The 17,359-nt window shown below is 72.9% G+C and carries 19 protein-coding genes and 1 pseudogene; 12 read left to right on the top strand and 8 right to left on the bottom strand.

Annotated elements, in window-relative coordinates; translation table 11 throughout:
• Nucleotides 1–38: 38 nt before the first annotated feature.
• Both ACF1AG_RS20620 and ACF1AG_RS20625 read left to right on the top strand, forming a co-directional pair.
• Nucleotides 39–1,031, top strand: coding sequence for an aldo/keto reductase (locus tag ACF1AG_RS20620; protein WP_391810164.1), 993 nt, complete (start codon nt 39–41; stop codon nt 1,029–1,031).
• Between the two features lie 295 nt (nt 1,032–1,326).
• Nucleotides 1,327–1,737 carry a hypothetical protein gene (locus tag ACF1AG_RS20625; protein WP_359603456.1) on the top strand — a complete coding sequence of 137 codons (411 nt, stop codon included), beginning with the start codon at nt 1,327–1,329 and terminating at the stop codon, nt 1,735–1,737.
• 14 nt (nt 1,738–1,751) lie between these two features.
• Here ACF1AG_RS20625 and ACF1AG_RS20630 read toward each other — a convergent pair whose 3' ends face one another.
• Nucleotides 1,752–3,011, bottom strand: coding sequence for a streptophobe family protein (locus tag ACF1AG_RS20630; RefSeq protein ID WP_359603454.1), 1,260 nt, complete (start codon nt 3,009–3,011; stop codon nt 1,752–1,754).
• Nucleotides 3,012–3,360: 349 nt separating this feature from the next.
• On the opposite strand from ACF1AG_RS20630, the gene ACF1AG_RS20635 reads away from it, so the two are divergent.
• Complete coding sequence (locus ACF1AG_RS20635) at nt 3,361–3,816, top strand: ATP-binding protein (RefSeq protein ID WP_359603452.1); 456 nt, start codon at nt 3,361–3,363, stop codon at nt 3,814–3,816.
• An 86-nt stretch (nt 3,817–3,902) separates the two neighbouring features.
• Here the strand turns inward: ACF1AG_RS20635 and ACF1AG_RS20640 are convergent, their stop codons facing one another.
• Nucleotides 3,903–4,787, bottom strand: a complete 885-nt coding sequence (locus tag ACF1AG_RS20640) for a SigB/SigF/SigG family RNA polymerase sigma factor (RefSeq protein WP_359603450.1) — start codon at nt 4,785–4,787, stop codon at nt 3,903–3,905.
• 275 nt (nt 4,788–5,062) lie between these two features.
• On the opposite strand from ACF1AG_RS20640, the gene ACF1AG_RS20645 reads away from it, so the two are divergent.
• Entirely contained in the window at nt 5,063–5,497 is a 435-nt protein-coding gene (locus ACF1AG_RS20645) for a helix-turn-helix transcriptional regulator (protein ID WP_359603448.1), read from the top strand.
• A 36-nt stretch (nt 5,498–5,533) separates the two neighbouring features.
• Here ACF1AG_RS20645 and ACF1AG_RS20650 read toward each other — a convergent pair whose 3' ends face one another.
• Both ACF1AG_RS20650 and ACF1AG_RS20655 read right to left on the bottom strand, forming a co-directional pair.
• Nucleotides 5,534–6,136 (bottom strand): ClpP family protease, encoded by a 603-nt coding sequence (locus ACF1AG_RS20650; protein ID WP_387796956.1) that lies wholly within the window; start codon nt 6,134–6,136, stop codon nt 5,534–5,536.
• A complete protein-coding gene (locus ACF1AG_RS20655) occupies nt 6,136–6,789 on the bottom strand; it encodes an ATP-dependent Clp protease proteolytic subunit (protein WP_359603444.1) in 654 nt (217 codons plus the stop codon). Before ACF1AG_RS20655 ends, ACF1AG_RS20650 begins: the two co-directional genes overlap by 1 nt.
• 235 nt (nt 6,790–7,024) lie before the next feature.
• Between ACF1AG_RS20655 and ACF1AG_RS20660 the strand changes: the two genes are divergently transcribed.
• From ACF1AG_RS20660 to ACF1AG_RS20685, 6 genes and pseudogenes are all read left to right on the top strand, one after another.
• Nucleotides 7,025–7,510 (top strand): VOC family protein, encoded by a 486-nt coding sequence (locus ACF1AG_RS20660; RefSeq protein WP_391810165.1) that lies wholly within the window; start codon nt 7,025–7,027, stop codon nt 7,508–7,510.
• Between the two features lie 74 nt (nt 7,511–7,584).
• On the top strand, nt 7,585–7,914 hold the full coding sequence (locus tag ACF1AG_RS20665; protein ID WP_252541473.1) for a nuclear transport factor 2 family protein: 330 nt from the start codon (nt 7,585–7,587) through the stop codon (nt 7,912–7,914).
• A gap of 150 nt (nt 7,915–8,064) precedes the next feature.
• Nucleotides 8,065–8,991 carry a helix-turn-helix domain-containing protein gene (locus tag ACF1AG_RS20670; RefSeq protein ID WP_391810166.1) on the top strand — a complete coding sequence of 309 codons (927 nt, stop codon included), beginning with the start codon at nt 8,065–8,067 and terminating at the stop codon, nt 8,989–8,991.
• A gap of 39 nt (nt 8,992–9,030) precedes the next feature.
• Nucleotides 9,031–9,829 (top strand): annotated as a pseudogene (locus tag ACF1AG_RS20675) (VOC family protein).
• A 30-nt stretch (nt 9,830–9,859) separates the two neighbouring features.
• A complete protein-coding gene (locus ACF1AG_RS20680; protein ID WP_359603437.1) occupies nt 9,860–10,567 on the top strand; it encodes a ribonuclease H in 708 nt (235 codons plus the stop codon).
• Nucleotides 10,568–10,629: 62 nt separating this feature from the next.
• Nucleotides 10,630–11,613 (top strand): aldo/keto reductase, encoded by a 984-nt coding sequence (locus tag ACF1AG_RS20685; RefSeq protein WP_359603436.1) that lies wholly within the window; start codon nt 10,630–10,632, stop codon nt 11,611–11,613.
• A gap of 10 nt (nt 11,614–11,623) precedes the next feature.
• Here the strand turns inward: ACF1AG_RS20685 and ACF1AG_RS20690 are convergent, their stop codons facing one another.
• Complete coding sequence (locus tag ACF1AG_RS20690; protein ID WP_387796953.1) at nt 11,624–11,965, bottom strand: hypothetical protein; 342 nt, start codon at nt 11,963–11,965, stop codon at nt 11,624–11,626.
• Between the two features lie 140 nt (nt 11,966–12,105).
• On the opposite strand from ACF1AG_RS20690, the gene ACF1AG_RS20695 reads away from it, so the two are divergent.
• A complete protein-coding gene (locus tag ACF1AG_RS20695) occupies nt 12,106–12,603 on the top strand; it encodes a DUF6328 family protein (protein ID WP_359601479.1) in 498 nt (165 codons plus the stop codon).
• A gap of 21 nt (nt 12,604–12,624) precedes the next feature.
• Here ACF1AG_RS20695 and ACF1AG_RS20700 read toward each other — a convergent pair whose 3' ends face one another.
• Nucleotides 12,625–13,050 carry an SsgA family sporulation/cell division regulator gene (locus ACF1AG_RS20700; protein ID WP_359601478.1) on the bottom strand — a complete coding sequence of 142 codons (426 nt, stop codon included), beginning with the start codon at nt 13,048–13,050 and terminating at the stop codon, nt 12,625–12,627.
• Between the two features lie 103 nt (nt 13,051–13,153).
• Nucleotides 13,154–14,125, bottom strand: a complete 972-nt coding sequence (locus ACF1AG_RS20705; RefSeq protein WP_391810167.1) for an LLM class F420-dependent oxidoreductase — start codon at nt 14,123–14,125, stop codon at nt 13,154–13,156.
• A gap of 72 nt (nt 14,126–14,197) precedes the next feature.
• On the opposite strand from ACF1AG_RS20705, the gene ACF1AG_RS20710 reads away from it, so the two are divergent.
• Nucleotides 14,198–15,634: a serine hydrolase domain-containing protein gene (locus ACF1AG_RS20710; protein ID WP_359601476.1), complete on the top strand. Its 1,437-nt coding sequence runs from the start codon at nt 14,198–14,200 to the stop codon at nt 15,632–15,634.
• A gap of 22 nt (nt 15,635–15,656) precedes the next feature.
• Here ACF1AG_RS20710 and ACF1AG_RS20715 read toward each other — a convergent pair whose 3' ends face one another.
• Nucleotides 15,657–17,273: a serine/threonine-protein kinase gene (locus ACF1AG_RS20715; RefSeq protein ID WP_359601475.1), complete on the bottom strand. Its 1,617-nt coding sequence runs from the start codon at nt 17,271–17,273 to the stop codon at nt 15,657–15,659.
• Nucleotides 17,274–17,359 lie beyond the last annotated feature (86 nt).

The raw sequence follows: 17,359 nt of genomic DNA on the forward strand, positions 1-17,359 counted from the left end.
CGAACGTCAAGACGTGTGCCAACCCCTCTGGAGTCGCGTTGTACACCGCACACCCCGACCGCTACGCGGACATGCCCTACCGGCGCACCGGACGCAGCGGCCTGAAGTTCCCCGCGCTCTCGCTCGGCCTGTGGCACAACTTCGGTCCCGACCGTCCGGCCGAGACCCAGCGGGCCATCCTGCGCCGCGCCTTCGACCTGGGCGTCACCCACTTCGACCTCGCCAACAACTACGGCCCGCCGCCCGGCGCCGCCGAGTCCGTCCTCGGCGAGGCCCTGAAGGCCGACTTCGCGCGGTACCGGGACGAGCTGGTGATCTCCACCAAAGCCGGCTACCTGATGTGGCCGGGTCCGTACGGCGAATGGGGTTCGCGCAAGTCCCTGCTGTCCTCGCTGGACCAGAGCCTCAGCCGCATGGGCCTGGACCACGTCGACATCTTCTACTCGCACCGCTTCGACCCGGACACCCCGCTCGAGGAGACGATGGGCGCCCTGCACACGGCGGTGCAGCAGGGCAAGGCGCTCTACGTCGGCGTTTCCAACTACAACGCCGAGCAGACCCGCGAGGCCGCCCGCATCCTCGGCGACCTGGGCACCCCGCTGCTGATCAACCAGCCCCGCTACTCGATGCTCGACCGCCGCCCGGAGGACGAGGGCCTGATGGACGCCCTCGACGAACTCCAGGTCGGCTCCATCGCGTACTCCCCGCTGGAGCAGGGCCTGCTGACGTCCCGCTACCTGGACGGCATCCCCGAGGACTCCCGCGCCGCGAGCGACAGCCCCTTCCTGAACACCGACGCCCTCACCGAGGAACTGGTGGGCCGGCTGCGCGCGCTCCACGACATCGCCTCCGCCCGCGGCCAGAGCCTGGCGCAGATGGCCCTGTCCTGGGTGCTGCGCGGCGGCCGCCTCACCTCCGCGCTGGTCGGTGCGAGCAGTCCCCGCCAGCTGGAGGACAGCGTCGCCGCCACCCGCAACCTCGACTTCTCCGACGAGGAGCTGACGCGGATCGACGCGATCGTCAAGCAGTAAGCGGCTTCCGTCACCGGCCGTCACCCCCGTCCACGGGGGCGGCGGCCGGTGCTTTCGTCTTCCGGCAGACCGGTCACCTCGGCCGATGCGCCCACCCGTGCCGTTTCGGCCAGGACGGGGCCCGCATATGCCAGGAGACTGGCCGGAAACACATGGTGACAGTGATTCAGCGGTGAACATACTCGACACGAGAGCGCTTCACACCGAGCGACTGCGCCCTCACGCACAGCACGCGAGCCACGGAGCGGGCAGCCGGCCCGGAACCGGCGGGCGAGCACGCAGCGGGGGAGGGAACGTGCACGACGAATTCCTGTGCCACGTCACGGCGTACGGGGTCTGCGACGGCCGGCGCATCGGGGTCCCGCTGGGCACCTACCGGGCCCCGACCCTCGCGCTCGCCCTGTGGTGGCTGCGTGACCGCGCCCTCTGGATCGCCGAGCGGCTCGACCCGCAGCCCGAATCCGAGCACTTACCCCCGGGCGCGCTCGTCCCCGTCGCCGACGACGTGACCGACGTGCCCACCGTGCTCCGCACCTGGTGCGGCGACGTCGACCGGCAGGAGGAAGTCGCCGAGGCGCTCGCCGCCGGACGGATGGTGCGGGTCGCCACCGGCGACGAAACGACGGAGTACGAACTCCTCGCCGAGTCCGTCGACGCCCTGCGGATGCAGCGGGCCGCCCGGGTGCTCGGCGTCCCGGTCGCCTGAGCCCGGACCGCCCGTCAGCGTCTCCACCGCCGCAGACCCCGTACGGCCCACGCCCCCGCGAACCCCGCCACCAGGCCCCACAGCAGGGCCAGTCCCAGCGCGCCCCACAGCTGCGGCTCCAGCAGCACCTGCCCGGTCAGCCCTTCGCCCAGGTCGCCGATGCCGAGCACCGACAGGCCGATCCGCGCGGAGACCCGGGCGGTCGGACCGACCGTCAGCACCGCCAGCGCCAGCGCCGCCGCCAGCCGCAGCGCGTGCTGCCAGGGCGGCACCCGGGCGGGAGAGGCGGCCGCCATGGCGCAGGCCGCACCGGCCACCAGCACCGCCGCACCCACCAGCAGCCACCACCAGCGGCCGCCGTCGTGGTCGACGAGCGAGCCCAGGTTCAGCTCCGAGACGTCCGGGGTGCGCAGCACCTCGTCCAGCACCTGCGGCATGGGCAGCCCGAACGGCCCCTGCACCCGGCCCTCCCAGGTCGCCCCCAGTCCCACGGTCAGCCCCAGCCAGGCCACGTTGGGCAACCCCAGCAGGATCACGGCGAACGTCTCGGCGGCGTGCCCCTTCGTGGCGGCCACGACCAGCGCGACGACCAGCGCCACGGCCACGGCGGCCAGCAGCAGCCCCAGCGTCGCGCGCGCCGCGGGCCGCGCCCCCGCCTGGAACCGCATCAGCTCGGGAGGCAGCGGCGCGCCGCGCGACACCAAAATCGCCACCACCAGCACGCCCGCCAGCCACACCAGTCCGATCAGCACGGTCGGCAGCACGTCCGCCGCGAAGCCGACGGTCGGCCTCACCCCGAACAGCTCGCCCAGATCGCCGAGCAGATCGTCCCCGAGGGACACCTCGAACGTGCGCCGGGCGGCCAGGGCCAGACCGAGGACGGCGAGCAGCCACAGCACCGCGATCCGCGCCGCCCACCCCGCCAGCCCGGGCGCGCCCACCACCGTCCGGCGGTGCAGCGGCCGCAGGAAGAACCAACCGAGCAGCAGCGCCCCGGTGAGGGTGACGGTCAGCGGGATCGCGGTCAGACCGCCCTCGGTACCGGCCAGACCGCCGGCGTCCCCGGAGAGCCGCACCGTCCCGCCGACGGCGAGCACCAGAACGGCGGCGAGCACCGGACCGAAGGCGCCCTCCGGAAGATCGGCGGCCCCGGCCGCCCAGACCCCCAGGGCCGCCACCACGGTCATCGCGGCCAGCGAGCCGACCACCGCGACCAGCGCGGGAACCCAGCCGTGCAGGGGGGACCGCGGAGGGGAAGGGGAGTGTGCGCTCACGCGAGCACGCTAATCAGCGGGGGCGTGGGGCGCCCGCCGACGGGGTCCGTCCGCGCGCTCGCCCTCGCCGGCTCGTCAGCGCGGAACTGCGCGACACCCCCTACGGTTACCGGGGTGCCGGGGGCTGCTCGTCGCCGGGAGCGGGCCGTGCGCGGCTGGTCGCGCAGTTCCCCGCGCCCTTGGGGGTGTTCCGTCGCGGCGCTGGAAAAGGGCCCCGCGCGCTCCGTCAGGCATACCCTCACCCCCCACGGGGAAGTCGATTCCGGATCAGTGGGACTGCCCCGCCCGACTCGGGGTACCAGGACCGGTGCGGATCGTCCGGCCGACCCGGCGTCGCAGAGAGAAACGCATGACCTATCGCTTGGACGGGGTAGTGATACCGACTGGTTTCGACGTGCCCGTGGAACCGCTGCGGCGGGCGGCACACTTCACCGGCGAGCCGGGCTGCATCGCCGAGGCGCGGCATTTCGCGGCGCAGTTCCTCGACCAGCTGAGGACCGAGTGGTGCGCCACGATCGACGCCAAGGCGGAAGGAGCCGTGCTGCTGGTGGTGAGCGAGCTGGTCACCAACGCCGACCGGCACAGCACCGGTCCGTACATCCTGGAGCTGGAGGGCACGGACACCACCCTCACGGTGGCCGTCTACGACAGCAACGGCACCCTGCCCCGCGTGTTCCCGCGCGACCCGCAGCGGATCGGACGCCACGGTCTGGAGATCGTGCGCGCGCTGGCGCAGGAGGTCGGCGTGGAACGCGTACCGGTGGGCAAGCGCGTCCGCGCGGTGATCGACCTCACCGGCGGCTGAACGACGGACACGCCCCTGTTCTCACAGCAGCGCCCCTGAAGCGTCAGGGGCGCCTTCGGTGTGCCGGGGGACGGTGGGCACCGCCGTCAGGCGCAGCCCAGCTCGCCCAGCATGCCCGTCCGCAGCCGGGTGATGATCCGCTTGATCAGCCGGGACACGTGCATCTGCGTGCAGCCCAGCCGCTCGCCGATCTCCGCCTGCGTGGCCTCCTCGACGAACCGCATGTGCAGGATCTCGCGGTCGCGGTCGCTCAGCTCCGCCATCAGCGGGGCCAGCGCGTGGAAGTCCTCCACCAGGGCCAGCCGCTCCTCCTCGACGCCGATGAAGTCGGCGAGGACGGCCTCACCGTGCTCCGGACCGTCGCCGGTGAGCGCAGCGTCCAAGGAGGAGGAGTTGTAGCCGTTCGCGGCGATCTGGCCCTCGACGACCTGCTGCTCGCTGATGTTCATCAGGGTCGCCAGCTCGGCGACGGTGGGCTCGCGGTCCAGCCGGCTCGACAGCTCCTCGCGGGCCTTGGCCAGCTCCACACGCAGCTCCTGCAGCCGCCGCGGCACGTGCACGGCCCAGGTGGTGTCACGGAAGAAGCGCTTGATCTCGCCGACGATGTACGGCAGCGCGAAGGAGGTGAACTCGACCTCGCGGGACAGCTCGAACCGGTCGATGGCCTTGATCAGGCCGATCATGCCGGTCTGCACGACGTCGTCCATGTCGTCGCCCCGGCCGCGGAACCGCCCTGCCGCGAAGCGCACGAGGGACATGTTCATCTCGATGAGCGTGCTCCGCGCGTACTGGTACTCGCGGGTGCCTTCCTCCAGCTCCGCGAGACGGCGGAAGAACTGCCGGGAGAGTTCGCGGGCGTCGCGGGGCGCGACGGCGCGCGGGTCGGCGGGATCGTGAAGGTCCTCGCTCCCGGCGGCCCCGGTGTGCCCGTCGACGGTCCGCTCCTGCGACCGGATCACGGCGGTCGTCATTGCCCTCTCCCCACGAACGTCATGGCTGCCACGAGACTGGAAGCACCCGGATACCCCGGTTCCGTGGACCTATGCCTGTCTTCTCCGTGACGGACCGCACACGACCGCTCGGGGAGACCCGGTCCGCACCGGCCGTCACGCCTGTCGTCCGATGGTACGGCCGACGGTGCGGCGCGGCACCATCAGGGCGGAGGAAAGTCGTCCGCTTCTTCGGCTTCACTCAGGGCGGAATCCCGCTCCCTTGCCCGCGGGAGCGGGATTCCTAGGCTGAGGACGTGACCGATCACGCGCCGAACGAAGCCCGCGTCATTCCCCTGCGACCCGGCCCGGCCGCCTCGGGCCCGCCGGCCCCGCCCGCCGCCGCGCCCAGAGAGCCGCTCTGGCGGCACCTCGTCGGCGACGTGCTGCGCAAGGAGCGGCAGGCCCAGGAGCGGACCCTCAAGGACGTCGCCGACGCGGCGCGGATCTCCATGCCCTATCTGTCGGAGGTGGAGCGCGGCCGCAAGGAGGCCTCCTCGGAGGTCCTCGCGGCCGCCGCCGGGGCGCTCGGCCTGGGCCTCGGCGACCTGCTCGCCCGCACGCACGCGGAGCTGGTCCGGGTCACGTCGCGCCGGTCCGCCGTCCCCGCCGGCTCCGTGCGGAACGGTTCCCTGCACGACGGCTCGGCGCGGAACGGCGCCGCGCACGGCGGGCTCTGCCTGGCCGCCTGAGCGGGACGCGCCCGCACCGCACGGCCCGGCGGCCGCTCACACCGGAGCGGGCCGCCGGGTCAGCACCTCGTCGGCCAGGCCGTACGCCACGGCCTCCTGCGCGGTGAACACCTTGTCCCGGTCCATGTCCGCCCGCAGGGTCGCCACGTCGTGGTGCGTGTGCCGGGCCAGCACCTCCTCGACCTGCGCCCGGATCCGGGTCATCTCCTTCGCGCGCAGCGCCAGGTCGGACGCCGTGCCCTGCATCCCGCCGGAGGCCGGCTGGCCGAGCAGCACCCGCGCGTGCTCCAGCACGAACCGGCGCCCCGGGTCCCCGCCGGCCAGCAGCACGGCCGCAGTGGACGCCGCCTGCCCCACGCAGAACGTGGAGATCGGGGCCCGCACGAACGTCATGGTGTCGTAGATCGCCATGAGCGAGGTGTACGAGCCGCCGGGGGAGTTGAGGTACACCGCGATCTCGTTCTCCGGCGCCTCCGACTCCAGGTGCAGCAGTTGTGCGACGACCACGTTGGCCACGCCGTCGTCGATCTCCGTGCCCAGGAAGACGATCCGCTCGGCCAGCAGCCTGCTGAACACGTCGTAGGACCGCTCGCCGCGCGCGGTGCGCTCGACGACGTTCGGAATCGTGTACGTCCCCATCAGCGCAGCCCCATCCTCGGTCGGGTGGCCGCCGGACGGACGTCGTCCAGCGAGTCCAGCACCCGGTCGACCATCCCGTACGCACGGGCCTGCTCGGCCGTGAACCAGCGGTCCCGGTCGCCGTCCCGCGAGATGGTCTCCGGGGTCTGGCCGGTGTGCTCGGCGGTGATCCGCTCGATGGTCCGCTTGGTGAACTCCAGGTTCTCCGCCTGGATCTCGATGTCGGCCGCGGTGCCGCCGATGCCGCCCGACGGCTGGTGCATCATGATCCGCGCGTTCGGCAGGGCGTAGCGCTTGCCGGGCGTGCCGACACAGAGCAGGAACTGCCCCATGCTGGCCGCGAAGCCCATGGCCAGGGTGGCGACGTCGTTGGGGATCAGCCGCATCGTGTCGTAGATGGCGAGCCCGGCGTGCACCGAGCCTCCGGGGCTGTTGATGTACAGGCTGATGTCGGTGCGCGGGTCCTCCGCGGACAGGAGCAGCAGCTGCGCGCACACCCGGTTCGCGGACACCTCGTCGACCTGGGTGCCGAGCACCACGATCCGTTGAGCGAGCAGCTGGGCGGCGAGGTGGTCGTCGAAGCGGGACGGCGGGGTGTCGCCGTCCTCCGCCCGCGGCTGGGCCGGCCCGGGGCCGGCGATGAGTGGTGACATGGACGCTCCCGTGGATCACTGGTCGGAGCACGGCCGGACGGCCGTGTGCGTCCACTGTCGGCGCGCGGGACCGCCGCCGGGGGAATCTCTGCCCGCGGCAGATTCGCCCAGGGCAGAGCGGTCACGGACGGGCCGTGCACAGTGGATTTCGGACCCACCGATGACTTCTGTCGCCGCGGCCGGTCTTCACCGGTGACCGCGTTCCCTCGAGGGGCGCCCCACACGGGAGGTACTCATGGACACCGACGGATTCACCACCTGCCTCTGGTTCGACGGCCAGGCGGAGGAGGCGGCCCAGTTCTACGTCTCCGTCTTCGGCAACTCCAAGCTCGGCGACGTGGTCCGCAACACCGGGGCCACCCCGGGTGAGGAGGACTCGGTACTCACCGTGGAGTTCACGGCCAACGGCCAGAGGTTCGTGGCCCTGAACGGCGGACCGGAGTTCACGTTCAACGAGGCGGTCTCCTTCCAGCTCGACTGCGACGACCAGGCGGAGATCGACCATTACTGGGAGAAGCTGGTGGAGAGCGGCGGCGAGCACGGCCCGTGCGGCTGGCTCAAGGACCGCTACGGCGTCTCCTGGCAGGTCAACGCCAAGCGGCTCACGCAGATGATCGGCGACCCGGACCGCGAGAAGGCGAACCGCGCGTTGCGGTCCATGATGACGATGGGCAAGCTGGACATCGCGGAACTGGAGAAGGCGTACGCGGGCGAGGCGTGAGGGCGGCGCGGGGCGTGCCCGCGGACCCACGCCCCCGCGCCGGCCCGGCCGGCATGCTGCGAGGAAGGAACCGGATGTCCACTCCCGATCTCCCGGACGCCATCCGTACGTTCGTCGAGGCCACCAACCGCGGTGACAGCGACGCCTTCGTGGCCGCTTTCACCGAGGACGCCTACCTCAACGACTGGGGACGTGAGTTCCACGGCCACGACGGGGTGCGGTCCTGGAACCGCACGGACAACATCGGCGTCCAGTCGCACTTCGGCACGGAGGGGGTCGAACCCGGCCCGGACCCGGACAGCTACGTCGTCACGCTCGCGGTCACCGGGAACGGGTACAACGGAACGGGCCCGATGACCTTCCACCTGCGCGACGGCCTGATCGCGAGCGTGCGGATCGGCTGAGCGGACGGGGCCGGCCGCCCCCACGCCCCCTGGCCGGACGGCACTGCGGGACGGGCCGGAGCACGCCATGGACCCCCGGCGCGGCCGGCGGACTCCTGTAGGCCACGCGGTGGACAGGTACGACTGCACGCCGCCTGGGATACTTCACGCATGAGCATCGCCTGGTCGTCGTCGTCGGAGCTCGGCGCCTTCCTCCGGAACCGGCGTGCGGCGCTCACACCCGAGGAGGCCGGTCTGCCGTCGTCCGGGCAGCGCAGGGTGCCCGGCCTCCGGAGGGAAGAACTGGCCGAGCTCGCCGGCATCAGCGTCACCTACTACACCCGCCTGGAACGGGGGGAGAGCCACCAGGTCTCCGACTCGGTCCTGGCCTCCCTCTCGCGGGTCCTGAGACTGAGCCCGGACGAGCAGGCCTACCTCGCCCGTCTGGTCAGACCGGGCCGGACTGCCGGCGCAGGGAACGGCACAGGCGAGCCCGAACGCCTGCGCCCTGCCGTACAGGCGCTCGTGGACGCCGCCGACAGCCAGGCGGTCCTCGTCGTCGGCCGGCGCGCCGACGTCCTCGGCGGAAACCGGCTGGGCTTCGCCCTGTGGGGTCTGCCCGCACCCGACGAGGCCCCCGGCGGACCCCGGCCGAACATCGCCCGCATGACCTTCCTCGATCCCTCGACCCGGGACCTGCTCCTCGACTGGGAAGCACAGGCGAGGGACATCACCGGATACCTGCGCCACGCGGCCGCCCAGCACCCCGACGACCAGGAACTGCACGCGCTGATCGGTGAGCTGCGCGCCCGCAGCCCCGACTTCGTGCGCATCTGGTCCGCCCACCCGGTGAGCGACTGCCTGTACTCCAAGCGCGGCTACCGCCACCCCCGGGTCGGCACCCTCCTCCTGGACGAGGAGGTGCTGCGGCTGACCGACGCCCCTGGCGTGCGGGTCATCTTCAGCGGCGCGGAGGAGAACACCGAGTCCGCCGAACGGCTGCGCCTCCTCGCCACGCCGGACCAGGGCTCTTCATCCGCTTCGTCGGGGACCTCTCCGCGTCCGGCGCGCGGGTCCGCCCGGCCGTGGCTGGCGTGAGGGGACGACAGTCCACCCGTGACACGGAGGGCCGCAGCCATGGCCGTAGCACCCGAAGGGACGCCCTGCTGGGCCGACGCCGTGTTCGACGACCTCGACCGGGCCAAGGACTTCCACGGCCACGTCCTCGGCTGGACCTTCGGCGAGACCTCGCCCGAACAGGGCGGCTAGCTACACCCAGGCGTACGCCGACGGCAAGGCGGTGGCCGCCGTGGTGCCGCCCATGCCCGGGCAGGACGGCACCTCCCAGTGGTGCGTCCACCTCGCCGCCCGGGACGCCTCCGCCACCGCCGCCCGTATCCGCGAGCAGGGCGGCGAACTGCTGATGGAGCCCGTGCAGGTCGCCGACCACGGCACGATGTGTCTCGCCCGTGACCCCGGCGGGGTCGTCTTCGGGGTGTGGCAGTCCGGCACCCACGATGGGTTCCAGGCGACGGAGATACCGGGCGCGTACTGCTGGGCGGAGGTCTGCACCCGCGAGCCGGAGAAGTCCGACGCGTTCTTCCCGGCCGTCTTCGGCTACCGCTCGAAGCAGCTCGAGGGCGAGATGGACTTCCGCGTCTTCGACCTGGGGGAGCGCAGCGTCCTCGGCCGGATGCGGATGACCGACGACTTCCCGCCCGAGGCGCCCCCGTACGTCAACGTGTACTTCACCGTCGACGACTGCGACGCCGCCGTGGCCCGCGCGGCCGAACGCGGCGGGGTGCTGCGCTTCGGGCCGATGGACTCGCCGTTCGGCCGGTTCGCGGCGGTCGGCGACCCGCAGGGCGCCGATTTCTCGGTCATCGACCTCACCACCGCCAAGGGCGGGATGCCGGGCACCGAACCCGTCGGCTGACCGGAACCGGGACACCCGCCCGGCCATGGCATGATCGGTCGCATGCGTGAACGTGTGGTGGCCGCCTGCGACGGGGCCTCGAAGGGAAACCCCGGACCCGCCGGATGGGCCTGGGTGATCGCGGACGGCTCCGGGACGCCGGACCGCTGGGAGGCCGGCGCCCTCGGCACCGCCACCAACAACGTCGCCGAACTCACCGCCCTGGAGCGACTCCTCGCGGCGACCGACCCCGGTGTGCCGCTCGAGGTGCGGATGGACTCGCAGTACGCCATGAAGGCCGTCACCACCTGGCTGCCCGGCTGGAAGCGCAACGGCTGGCGCACCGCCGCCGGGAAGCCCGTCGCCAACCAGGAGCTCGTCGTCCGCATCGACGGCCTGCTCCAGGACCGCTCCGTCGAGTTCCGCTACGTGCCCGCCCACCAGGTCGACGGCGACCGGCTCAACGACTTCGCCGACCGCGCCGCCAGCCAGGCGGCCTCCGCCCAGCAGGACGCGGGCAGCGCGCAGGGCTCGCCCGAGCCGCCGCCGTCCGTGCCACGCCCGTCCTCCGGCGGTTCCTCCCGCCGTGCCTCGGGCGGCGCCAAGTCCGCCCGCAAATCCGGGAGTTCCTCCCGCACCATCAAGGCGAAGTTCCCCGGCCGCTGCCCGTGCGGACGGTCGTACGCGGCCGGCGAGCCCATCGCCAGGAACGACAAGGGCTGGGGCCACCCCGAGTGCCGGACGGCCGTGAGCGCCTGAGCCGCCGCCCCGGCGGGGGAGCCGCCGGTCGCCGGGCCGGGACGGATGACAGACTGACCGGCATGGAAGAGCGCACTTTCGACAGGTCGGGTCAGCACGCCTCCGTGATCGGCCTCGGTACATGGCAGCTCGGCGCCGACTGGGGCGACGTCGACGACAAGGACGCCCTCGCGGTGCTGGAGGCCGCCGCCGAGTCGGGCGTCACCTTCTTCGACACCGCCGACGTCTACGGCGACGGACGCAGCGAGGAGACCATCGCGTCGTTCCTCGGCGGACGGCCCGACCTGCACGTGCTGGTCGCCACCAAGATGGGCCGCCGTGTCGACCAGATCCCCGAGAACTACGTCCTGGACAACTTCCGCGACTGGAACGACCGCTCCCGGCGCAACCTGGGCGTCGACCGCATCGACCTGGTGCAGCTGCACTGCCCGCCCACCCCCGTCTACTCCACCGACGAGGTCTTCGACGCCCTCGACACCCTCGTCGAGGAGGAGCGCATCGCGGCCTACGGCGTGAGCGTGGAGACCTGCGCCGAGGCGCTGACCGCCATCGCCCGGCCGAACGTGGCCAGCGTGCAGATCATCCTCAACCCGTTCCGCATGAAGCCGCTGCTCGAGGTGCTCCCGGCCGCCCGCGAGGCCGGCGTCGGCATCATCGCCCGCGTCCCGCTGGCCTCGGGGCTGCTGTCCGGCAAGTACACCAAGGACACCGTCTTCGCGGAGAACGACCACCGCACCTTCAACCGGCACGGCGAGGCCTTCGACCAGGGCGAGACCTTCTCCGGCGTGGACTACGCGACCGGTGTCGAGGCCGCCGCCGAGTTCGCCGCGCTGGCCCCCGAGGGGTACACCCCGGCCCAGCTCGCGCTGCGCTGGATCGTCCAGCAGCCCGGCGTGACCACCGTCATCCCCGGCGCCCGCTCGCCCGAGCAGGCCCGCGCCAACGCGGCCGCCGCCCGGCTGCCGGAGCTGTCCGACGCCACCCTGTCCGCGATCGCCGGCCTGTACGACCGGCGGATCCGCGAGCAGGTGGAGGGCCGCTGGTAGCGAAGGCGCCTCAGGACTCCAGCACGAGCTGACGCTCCTGCTCCTGGTCGCCGGCGGCGGCGCCCTCGTCGCGGGCCGTGAAGGCCCGCGACAGCGCGTCGCTCGCCCGGCGTACCGCCTCGGGGGTGCCCTGCACGGTGACGGTCACCGGTTCCGACAGGGGTCGGCGACCGTCCTCCGGCGCGCCCGTGCCTTCCCCTTCGCCGCCGAACGTCGCCATGCGGACGGTCGCGTCCGTGTCCGAGGGCCGCTCCTGCGGCGGTCCGAACGTGCCTTCGAGCGCCCCGACGACCGCCCGGGCGTCGTCGGCGTCCCCGCCGCTGAGTGTCAGGGTGAGCTGGGTGTCCGGCATGTGTCCCACTTTCGTCCGGCCTGGTCGTGTCGCCGACCGTGTAACCGTGCCCCGCGCGGCCAAACCGGCGGTGGGGGGCAGCTCTCTTTTCCGGGAAAGCGGGGAAACCGGGAGGGGGAAACCCGATCGAAGGAGGCACCGTGCCGGACGCGGAGCAGGACGGGAGCAGGCGCCGGGGGCGCAACGAGACCGAGGAGGAGAGAGCGGACCGGATGTGGACCGAGCTCATCCAGGAGGTCCGTGTGGCCCAGATGGGCGTGCAGATCCTGTTCGGTTTCCTTCTGACGGTCGTGTTCACCCCGACCTACGAGGACCTGTCCGGCACCGACAAGACCATCTACATCGTCACGGTGGTGCTGGGCGCCTGCGCGACCGGGGCACTGATCGGCCCGGTGTCGCTGCACCGGCTCGTCAGCGGACGGCGCATCAAACCCCAGGCGGTCCAGTGGGCCTCACGGCTCACCCTGCTGGGACTGGCGCTCCTGCTGGTCACCACCAGCTCCTCGCTGCTGCTCATCCTGCGTGTGGCCACCCACGACGACTTCGTGCCGTACCTGGTGGCCGGGGTGGTGTTCTGGTACCTGCTGTGCTGGTTCGGGCTGCCCCTGTGGGCGCGCTACCGCCACACCACGCGCTGACCCGCGACGGCTCACGAGGGTTCACCTGTTGGCCAGGACGTCCGCGAGGAAGTCGTCCACCCGGACCTCCTCGCACCCCGGCGGCACCATCCGGTGGGTCTCGGTCAGGAACTCCCCGACGGCCTCCGCCCAGGCGAACACGACCGCGTGGTGCCGGCCGCCGTCCGGGCGCGCCTCGCCCAGGAACTCCATCCGCAGCTCCCGCCCCACCCCGCGGGCCTGCGGACGCAGCCGTACGTCGCCGATGCCGACCGGGCGGCTCAGCCCGTCGGTGACCATCTCCCGGTCCAGCTGCCAGCGAGCCAGCACGCGGCCGTCGAGGGTGAAGACGGCCGTGACGGCGAACGGGTCCGACGGGTCGTAACTCAGGTGGGCGAGCACGGGAAAGCGCTCCGTGTCGCCCGCCTGGAGCTCCACCACCAGGGTCTTGTGCACGAACGAGTTCACCTAGTGCCTCCGGGACGTACCGACGTAGAGCCCTCTAGTACCCCGGATCCCGGAGAGATGCTCAGCTCTCCGGGTGAATCCGTCACACCTCACGCACGGACCGTCAGCCGAAGGCCTTCCGCAGCGCCGGCAGCAGCGTCCGCTCCGCCCAGTCCAGGTACGCCGACTGCGACTCCCCGCCGATCTGCACCAGGGCGATCTCCGTGAAACCGGCCTCGGCGTACGGGCGGACCGCCTCGACGAAGTCGTCCGGGTCGCTGCCGCAGGGGATCGAGGAGGCGACGTCGTCGGTCCGTACGAACTGGGTCGCCGACGCGAAGGAGTCCGGGTGCGGCAGCTCGGAGTTCACCTTCCAGCCGTTGCCGAACCAGCGGAACTGGGCGTGCGCCCGCTCCACGGCGGTGTCCCGGTCCGGGTCGTAGCTCACCGGCAGCTGGCCCACGCGCGGCTTTCCCTCACCGCCGTGCTCGTCGAACATCTCCAGCAGCTTCGGCTTCGGCTCGGTGGCGATCATAAGGTCGGCGTGGTGCCCCGCGAGGGCGCACGACCGCTTGCCCGAGACCGCGATCCCGATCGGCGGCGGCTGGTCCGGCAGGTCCCACAGCTTGGCCGACTCCACGTCGAAGTGCTCGCCCCGGTAGTTCACATGACCGCCCTCGAACAGCGCCTGGATGATCTCCACCGCCTCCTCGAGCATCTTGTGGCGTACGTCCACCGGCGGCCAGCCGCCGCCCACCACGTGCTCGTTGAGGTTCTCGCCGGACCCCAGTCCCAGCCGGAACCGGCCGTCCGACAGCAGCTGCATCGTCGCCGCCTTCTGCGCCACCACCGCCGGGTGGTACCGCTTCGTCGGACACGTCACGTACGTCATCAGCGGGATCCGTGAGGTGGCCTGCGCGGCCGCACCCAGCACGCTCCACGCGTACGGCGAGTGGCCCTGCTCGGCCAGCCAGGGGAAGTAGTGGTCCGAGGTCACCGAGAAGTCGAAGCCCGCGTTCTCGGCGCGCACCACGTGCTCCACCAGCTCACGCGGGCCGGCCTGCTCGGTCATCATCGTGTACCCGAATTGCACCATGGCGTCCGGGTCCCCCGCGGCGACCGGCGAAAACGGTGGATCACCCGCCGGTGCCCCGGGCAGGATGCCCCCATGACCCACCGAGCCCTCCCGACCGCAGCCCCCGCGACCCAGGGCGTCGACGCGTCCGGCGTCCACGCCTTCCTCGACGCGCTCGAGGCCGACCCGGACATCGAACCGCACGGCGTGACGATCGTGCGCCACGGCAAGGTCGTGGCCTCCGGCTCGTGGGCGCCCTGGACCGCCGAACGCCCTCATCTGCTGTACTCGCTCAGCAAGAGCTTCGCCTCGACCGCGGCCGGGCTCGCCGAGGGGGAGGGGCTGATCGACTTCGACGCCTCCGTGCTGTCGTACTTCCCGGAGATCGACGCCGACATCACCGACCCGCGCAGCCGGGCGATGCTGGTGCGTCACGTGGCGTCCATGGCCAGCGGACACGACCACGAGACCGTCGACGAGGCGTTCGGCGCCGACCCGGCCGAACCGGTGCGCGGCTTCCTGCTCCAGCCGCCCCAGCGCGACCCGGGCACCCTGTTCACCTACAACCAGCCCTGCACGTACGCCCTCGCCGCGATCGTGCAGCGGGTCACCGGGCAGACCCTCGTGGAGTATCTGCGGCCGCGGCTGTTCGACCCGCTGGGCATCGACGAGGCGCTGTGGTCCCGTGACCGCGCCGGACGCGAGATCGGCTTCGCCGGACTGCACACCACCACCGACGCGATAGCGAGGTTCGGCCTGCTGTATCTGAACGACGGCGTCTGGCAGGGCGAGCGGCTGCTGCCCGAGGGATGGGTGGAGCGCGCCACCCGTGCCCACATCGACACCGCCGGCGCCATGGGCGGCGACGACCGCCCCGACTGGGACCAGGGCTACGGCTACCAGTTCTGGCGGGGCCGGCACGGCTACCGCGGCGACGGGGCCTACGGCCAGTTCTGTGTCGTGCTGCCCGAGCACGACGCGGTGATCGCCGCGACGTCCGCCACCGCGGAGATGCAGCGCTACCTCGAACTGGTGTGGCGGCACCTGCTGCCCGCATTCGGCGACACCCCGCTGACCGGGCGCGACGCCGAGGACACGGCCCTCCGCGAGCGTCTGGAGCGCCTCGCCCTGCCGGCGACGGACGGCGCTCCCGCGCCGGGGACCGGTGACTGGGCCGGGGCGGCCTTCGCCGCGGAGGGCGGGCTCGTCGCCGAGCAGCCGAAGCTGACTGCCGCCGAACTCACGGCGGACGACGGCGGCGGCTGGACGCTGACCCTCGAGGAGGGCGGCCACCGGCTGGCGGCCCGCTGGACCGGCACGGACTGGACGGTCACCGAGGGCGCGGTGCCGGTCGCGGTCACCGGCGGCTGGCACGGACCCGACACGCTCACCGTCGACGTCGCCTTCCTGGAGACCCCGCACCGGCTGCGCGTCACCTGCGCCCTCACCGACCGCACCTTCCGCGCGCACTGGCTCACCACACCGCTGGTCCCCTGGCCCCTGCGCGCACTGCGGGCCCCGCGCGGCTAGGGCCCCTGGACGAAGGGCCGCCCTACGCCGCCGTGCCGGGCCGGAAGGTGCGCAGGACCGTGCGCAGGGTCTCCTGGCTGTCGGCGTTCGTCCAGTCGGCGGCCGGGGTGGTCCAGCGCAGGGAGAAGCCCCGGCCGCCGCCCAGCAGGAAGCCTCGGCCGAAGGTGCGTACCCGGGCGCCGTCGTCCGCGGTGATCCACTGCATGTCGGCGGCCTCACGGCCCTGGTACGTCGTGGCCTCGATGGCGCCGATCCGCCGATAGGCGCCGGCGCGCGCGAGGCCCGGTTCCACGGTGTCCCGCCACACGGCGACGGGGTCCGCCCCCACGCGCTCGCTGTAGGTGACGGCGAGGGTGCGCGGGTCGTCCTCGGAGCCGAACGTGACGCGGTAGGACAGCTCCGCGGCGCGGGAGGTCCGCTGCCGCTCCCAGCCCCCGGGCAGCGCGACGGAGAACCCCTCCGGAGCCCGGTAGGTGCGGAAGCCCGCCGGCAGGCCGCCGGGGTCGGACGGGGACGGCGAGGCGGACCCGGACGGAGAGGGCGGCGGGGGAGAGGAGGGAGGCGTGGACGACGGAGGGGCGGCGCCGGCCGAGGGCGGGACCCGCGGGGCGGTGTCCGCCGCCCCGGCCCCTCCGGCCGGTGCGGACGCCGACGCGGCGGGACCGCCGCCGGCCCGGTCGTCGCCGCCGTCGGGCAGACCGGTCGCCGCCGCGACCACGGCCGCCGTCACCGTGAGCACCGCGAGGGGCGTCCCGACGAGCACACCCTTCCGCTTCCACCCCCGCCCGGCCGTCGCGTACGCCTCGCCCGGCTCGGCGCCGCAGCCCGGGGCCTCCCGCAGCACCCGGGTCAGTACGTCCCGCACCACCTGGCGGCCCGGGCGCTCCCGTGGCTCCTTGCGCAGCAGGCCCGTGACGACCTCGGTGAGCGGCCCGCAGCGCACCGGCGGGCGCAGCGGCAGCCGGTCCACCCCGCGCAGCGTGGCCGCGACCCTGCCCCGGTCCCGGAACGGCGGGCGCCCCTCCAGCATCGTGTAGAGGATCGCGCCCAGCGCCCACAGATCGGCGGCCGGGCCGACCTGCTCGTTCCGCGCCTGTTCCGGCGCCGCGTACGACGGCGCGGTGAGTCGGGGCGCCGATGTCGTGCCCGCCACGCCGTAGCCGGTGACGATCACCGGGCCGGTCTCGCGCAGATGAAGCTGGCCCGGGCTCAGCTCGCCGTGGGTGACGGCCTCCGCGTGCGCCGCGTCCAGCACGTCGAGCAGGTCCAGGGCGACGCGCGCCGCCCGCGCGGGTGCGAACGTGCCCTGCTGGAGCAGGACGTCGTCCAGCGGGGCGCCGTCGATCCACGCCGTGACCGTCCACAGGCAGCCGCCCTCGCCGACCGCGTCGACGACGTCCGCGATCCGGTCCGGGCAGAGCCGGGCCACGTTCTCGGTGGCCCGAAGGATCCGGGAAGGCGCGCGGCGGACGCCCTCCGAGGCGGCCGCGGGCAGCTCGATGCGGGTGGCCAGACAGGGCCGGCCCGTCACCAGGTCGTCGGCGTACCAGCTGACCCGGTTGGTCTCGCGGTGCGTGATCTCGACCAGCCGGTAGCGGCCGGCGACCGGCCGGTCGGTGGAGGCGTGCGCCCAGCCCATTGGTGATCCCTCGTCCGGTGATCCCTCGTCGAACCGCTGACTTCCGTCCCCCCTGATACGGAGGAGAGGGGGCGGAGCGTTCAACG

Source organism: Streptomyces sp. NPDC014764 (genome assembly GCF_043082785.1).
GTDB classification, from domain to species: Bacteria; Actinomycetota; Actinomycetes; order Streptomycetales; family Streptomycetaceae; genus Streptomyces; species Streptomyces althioticus.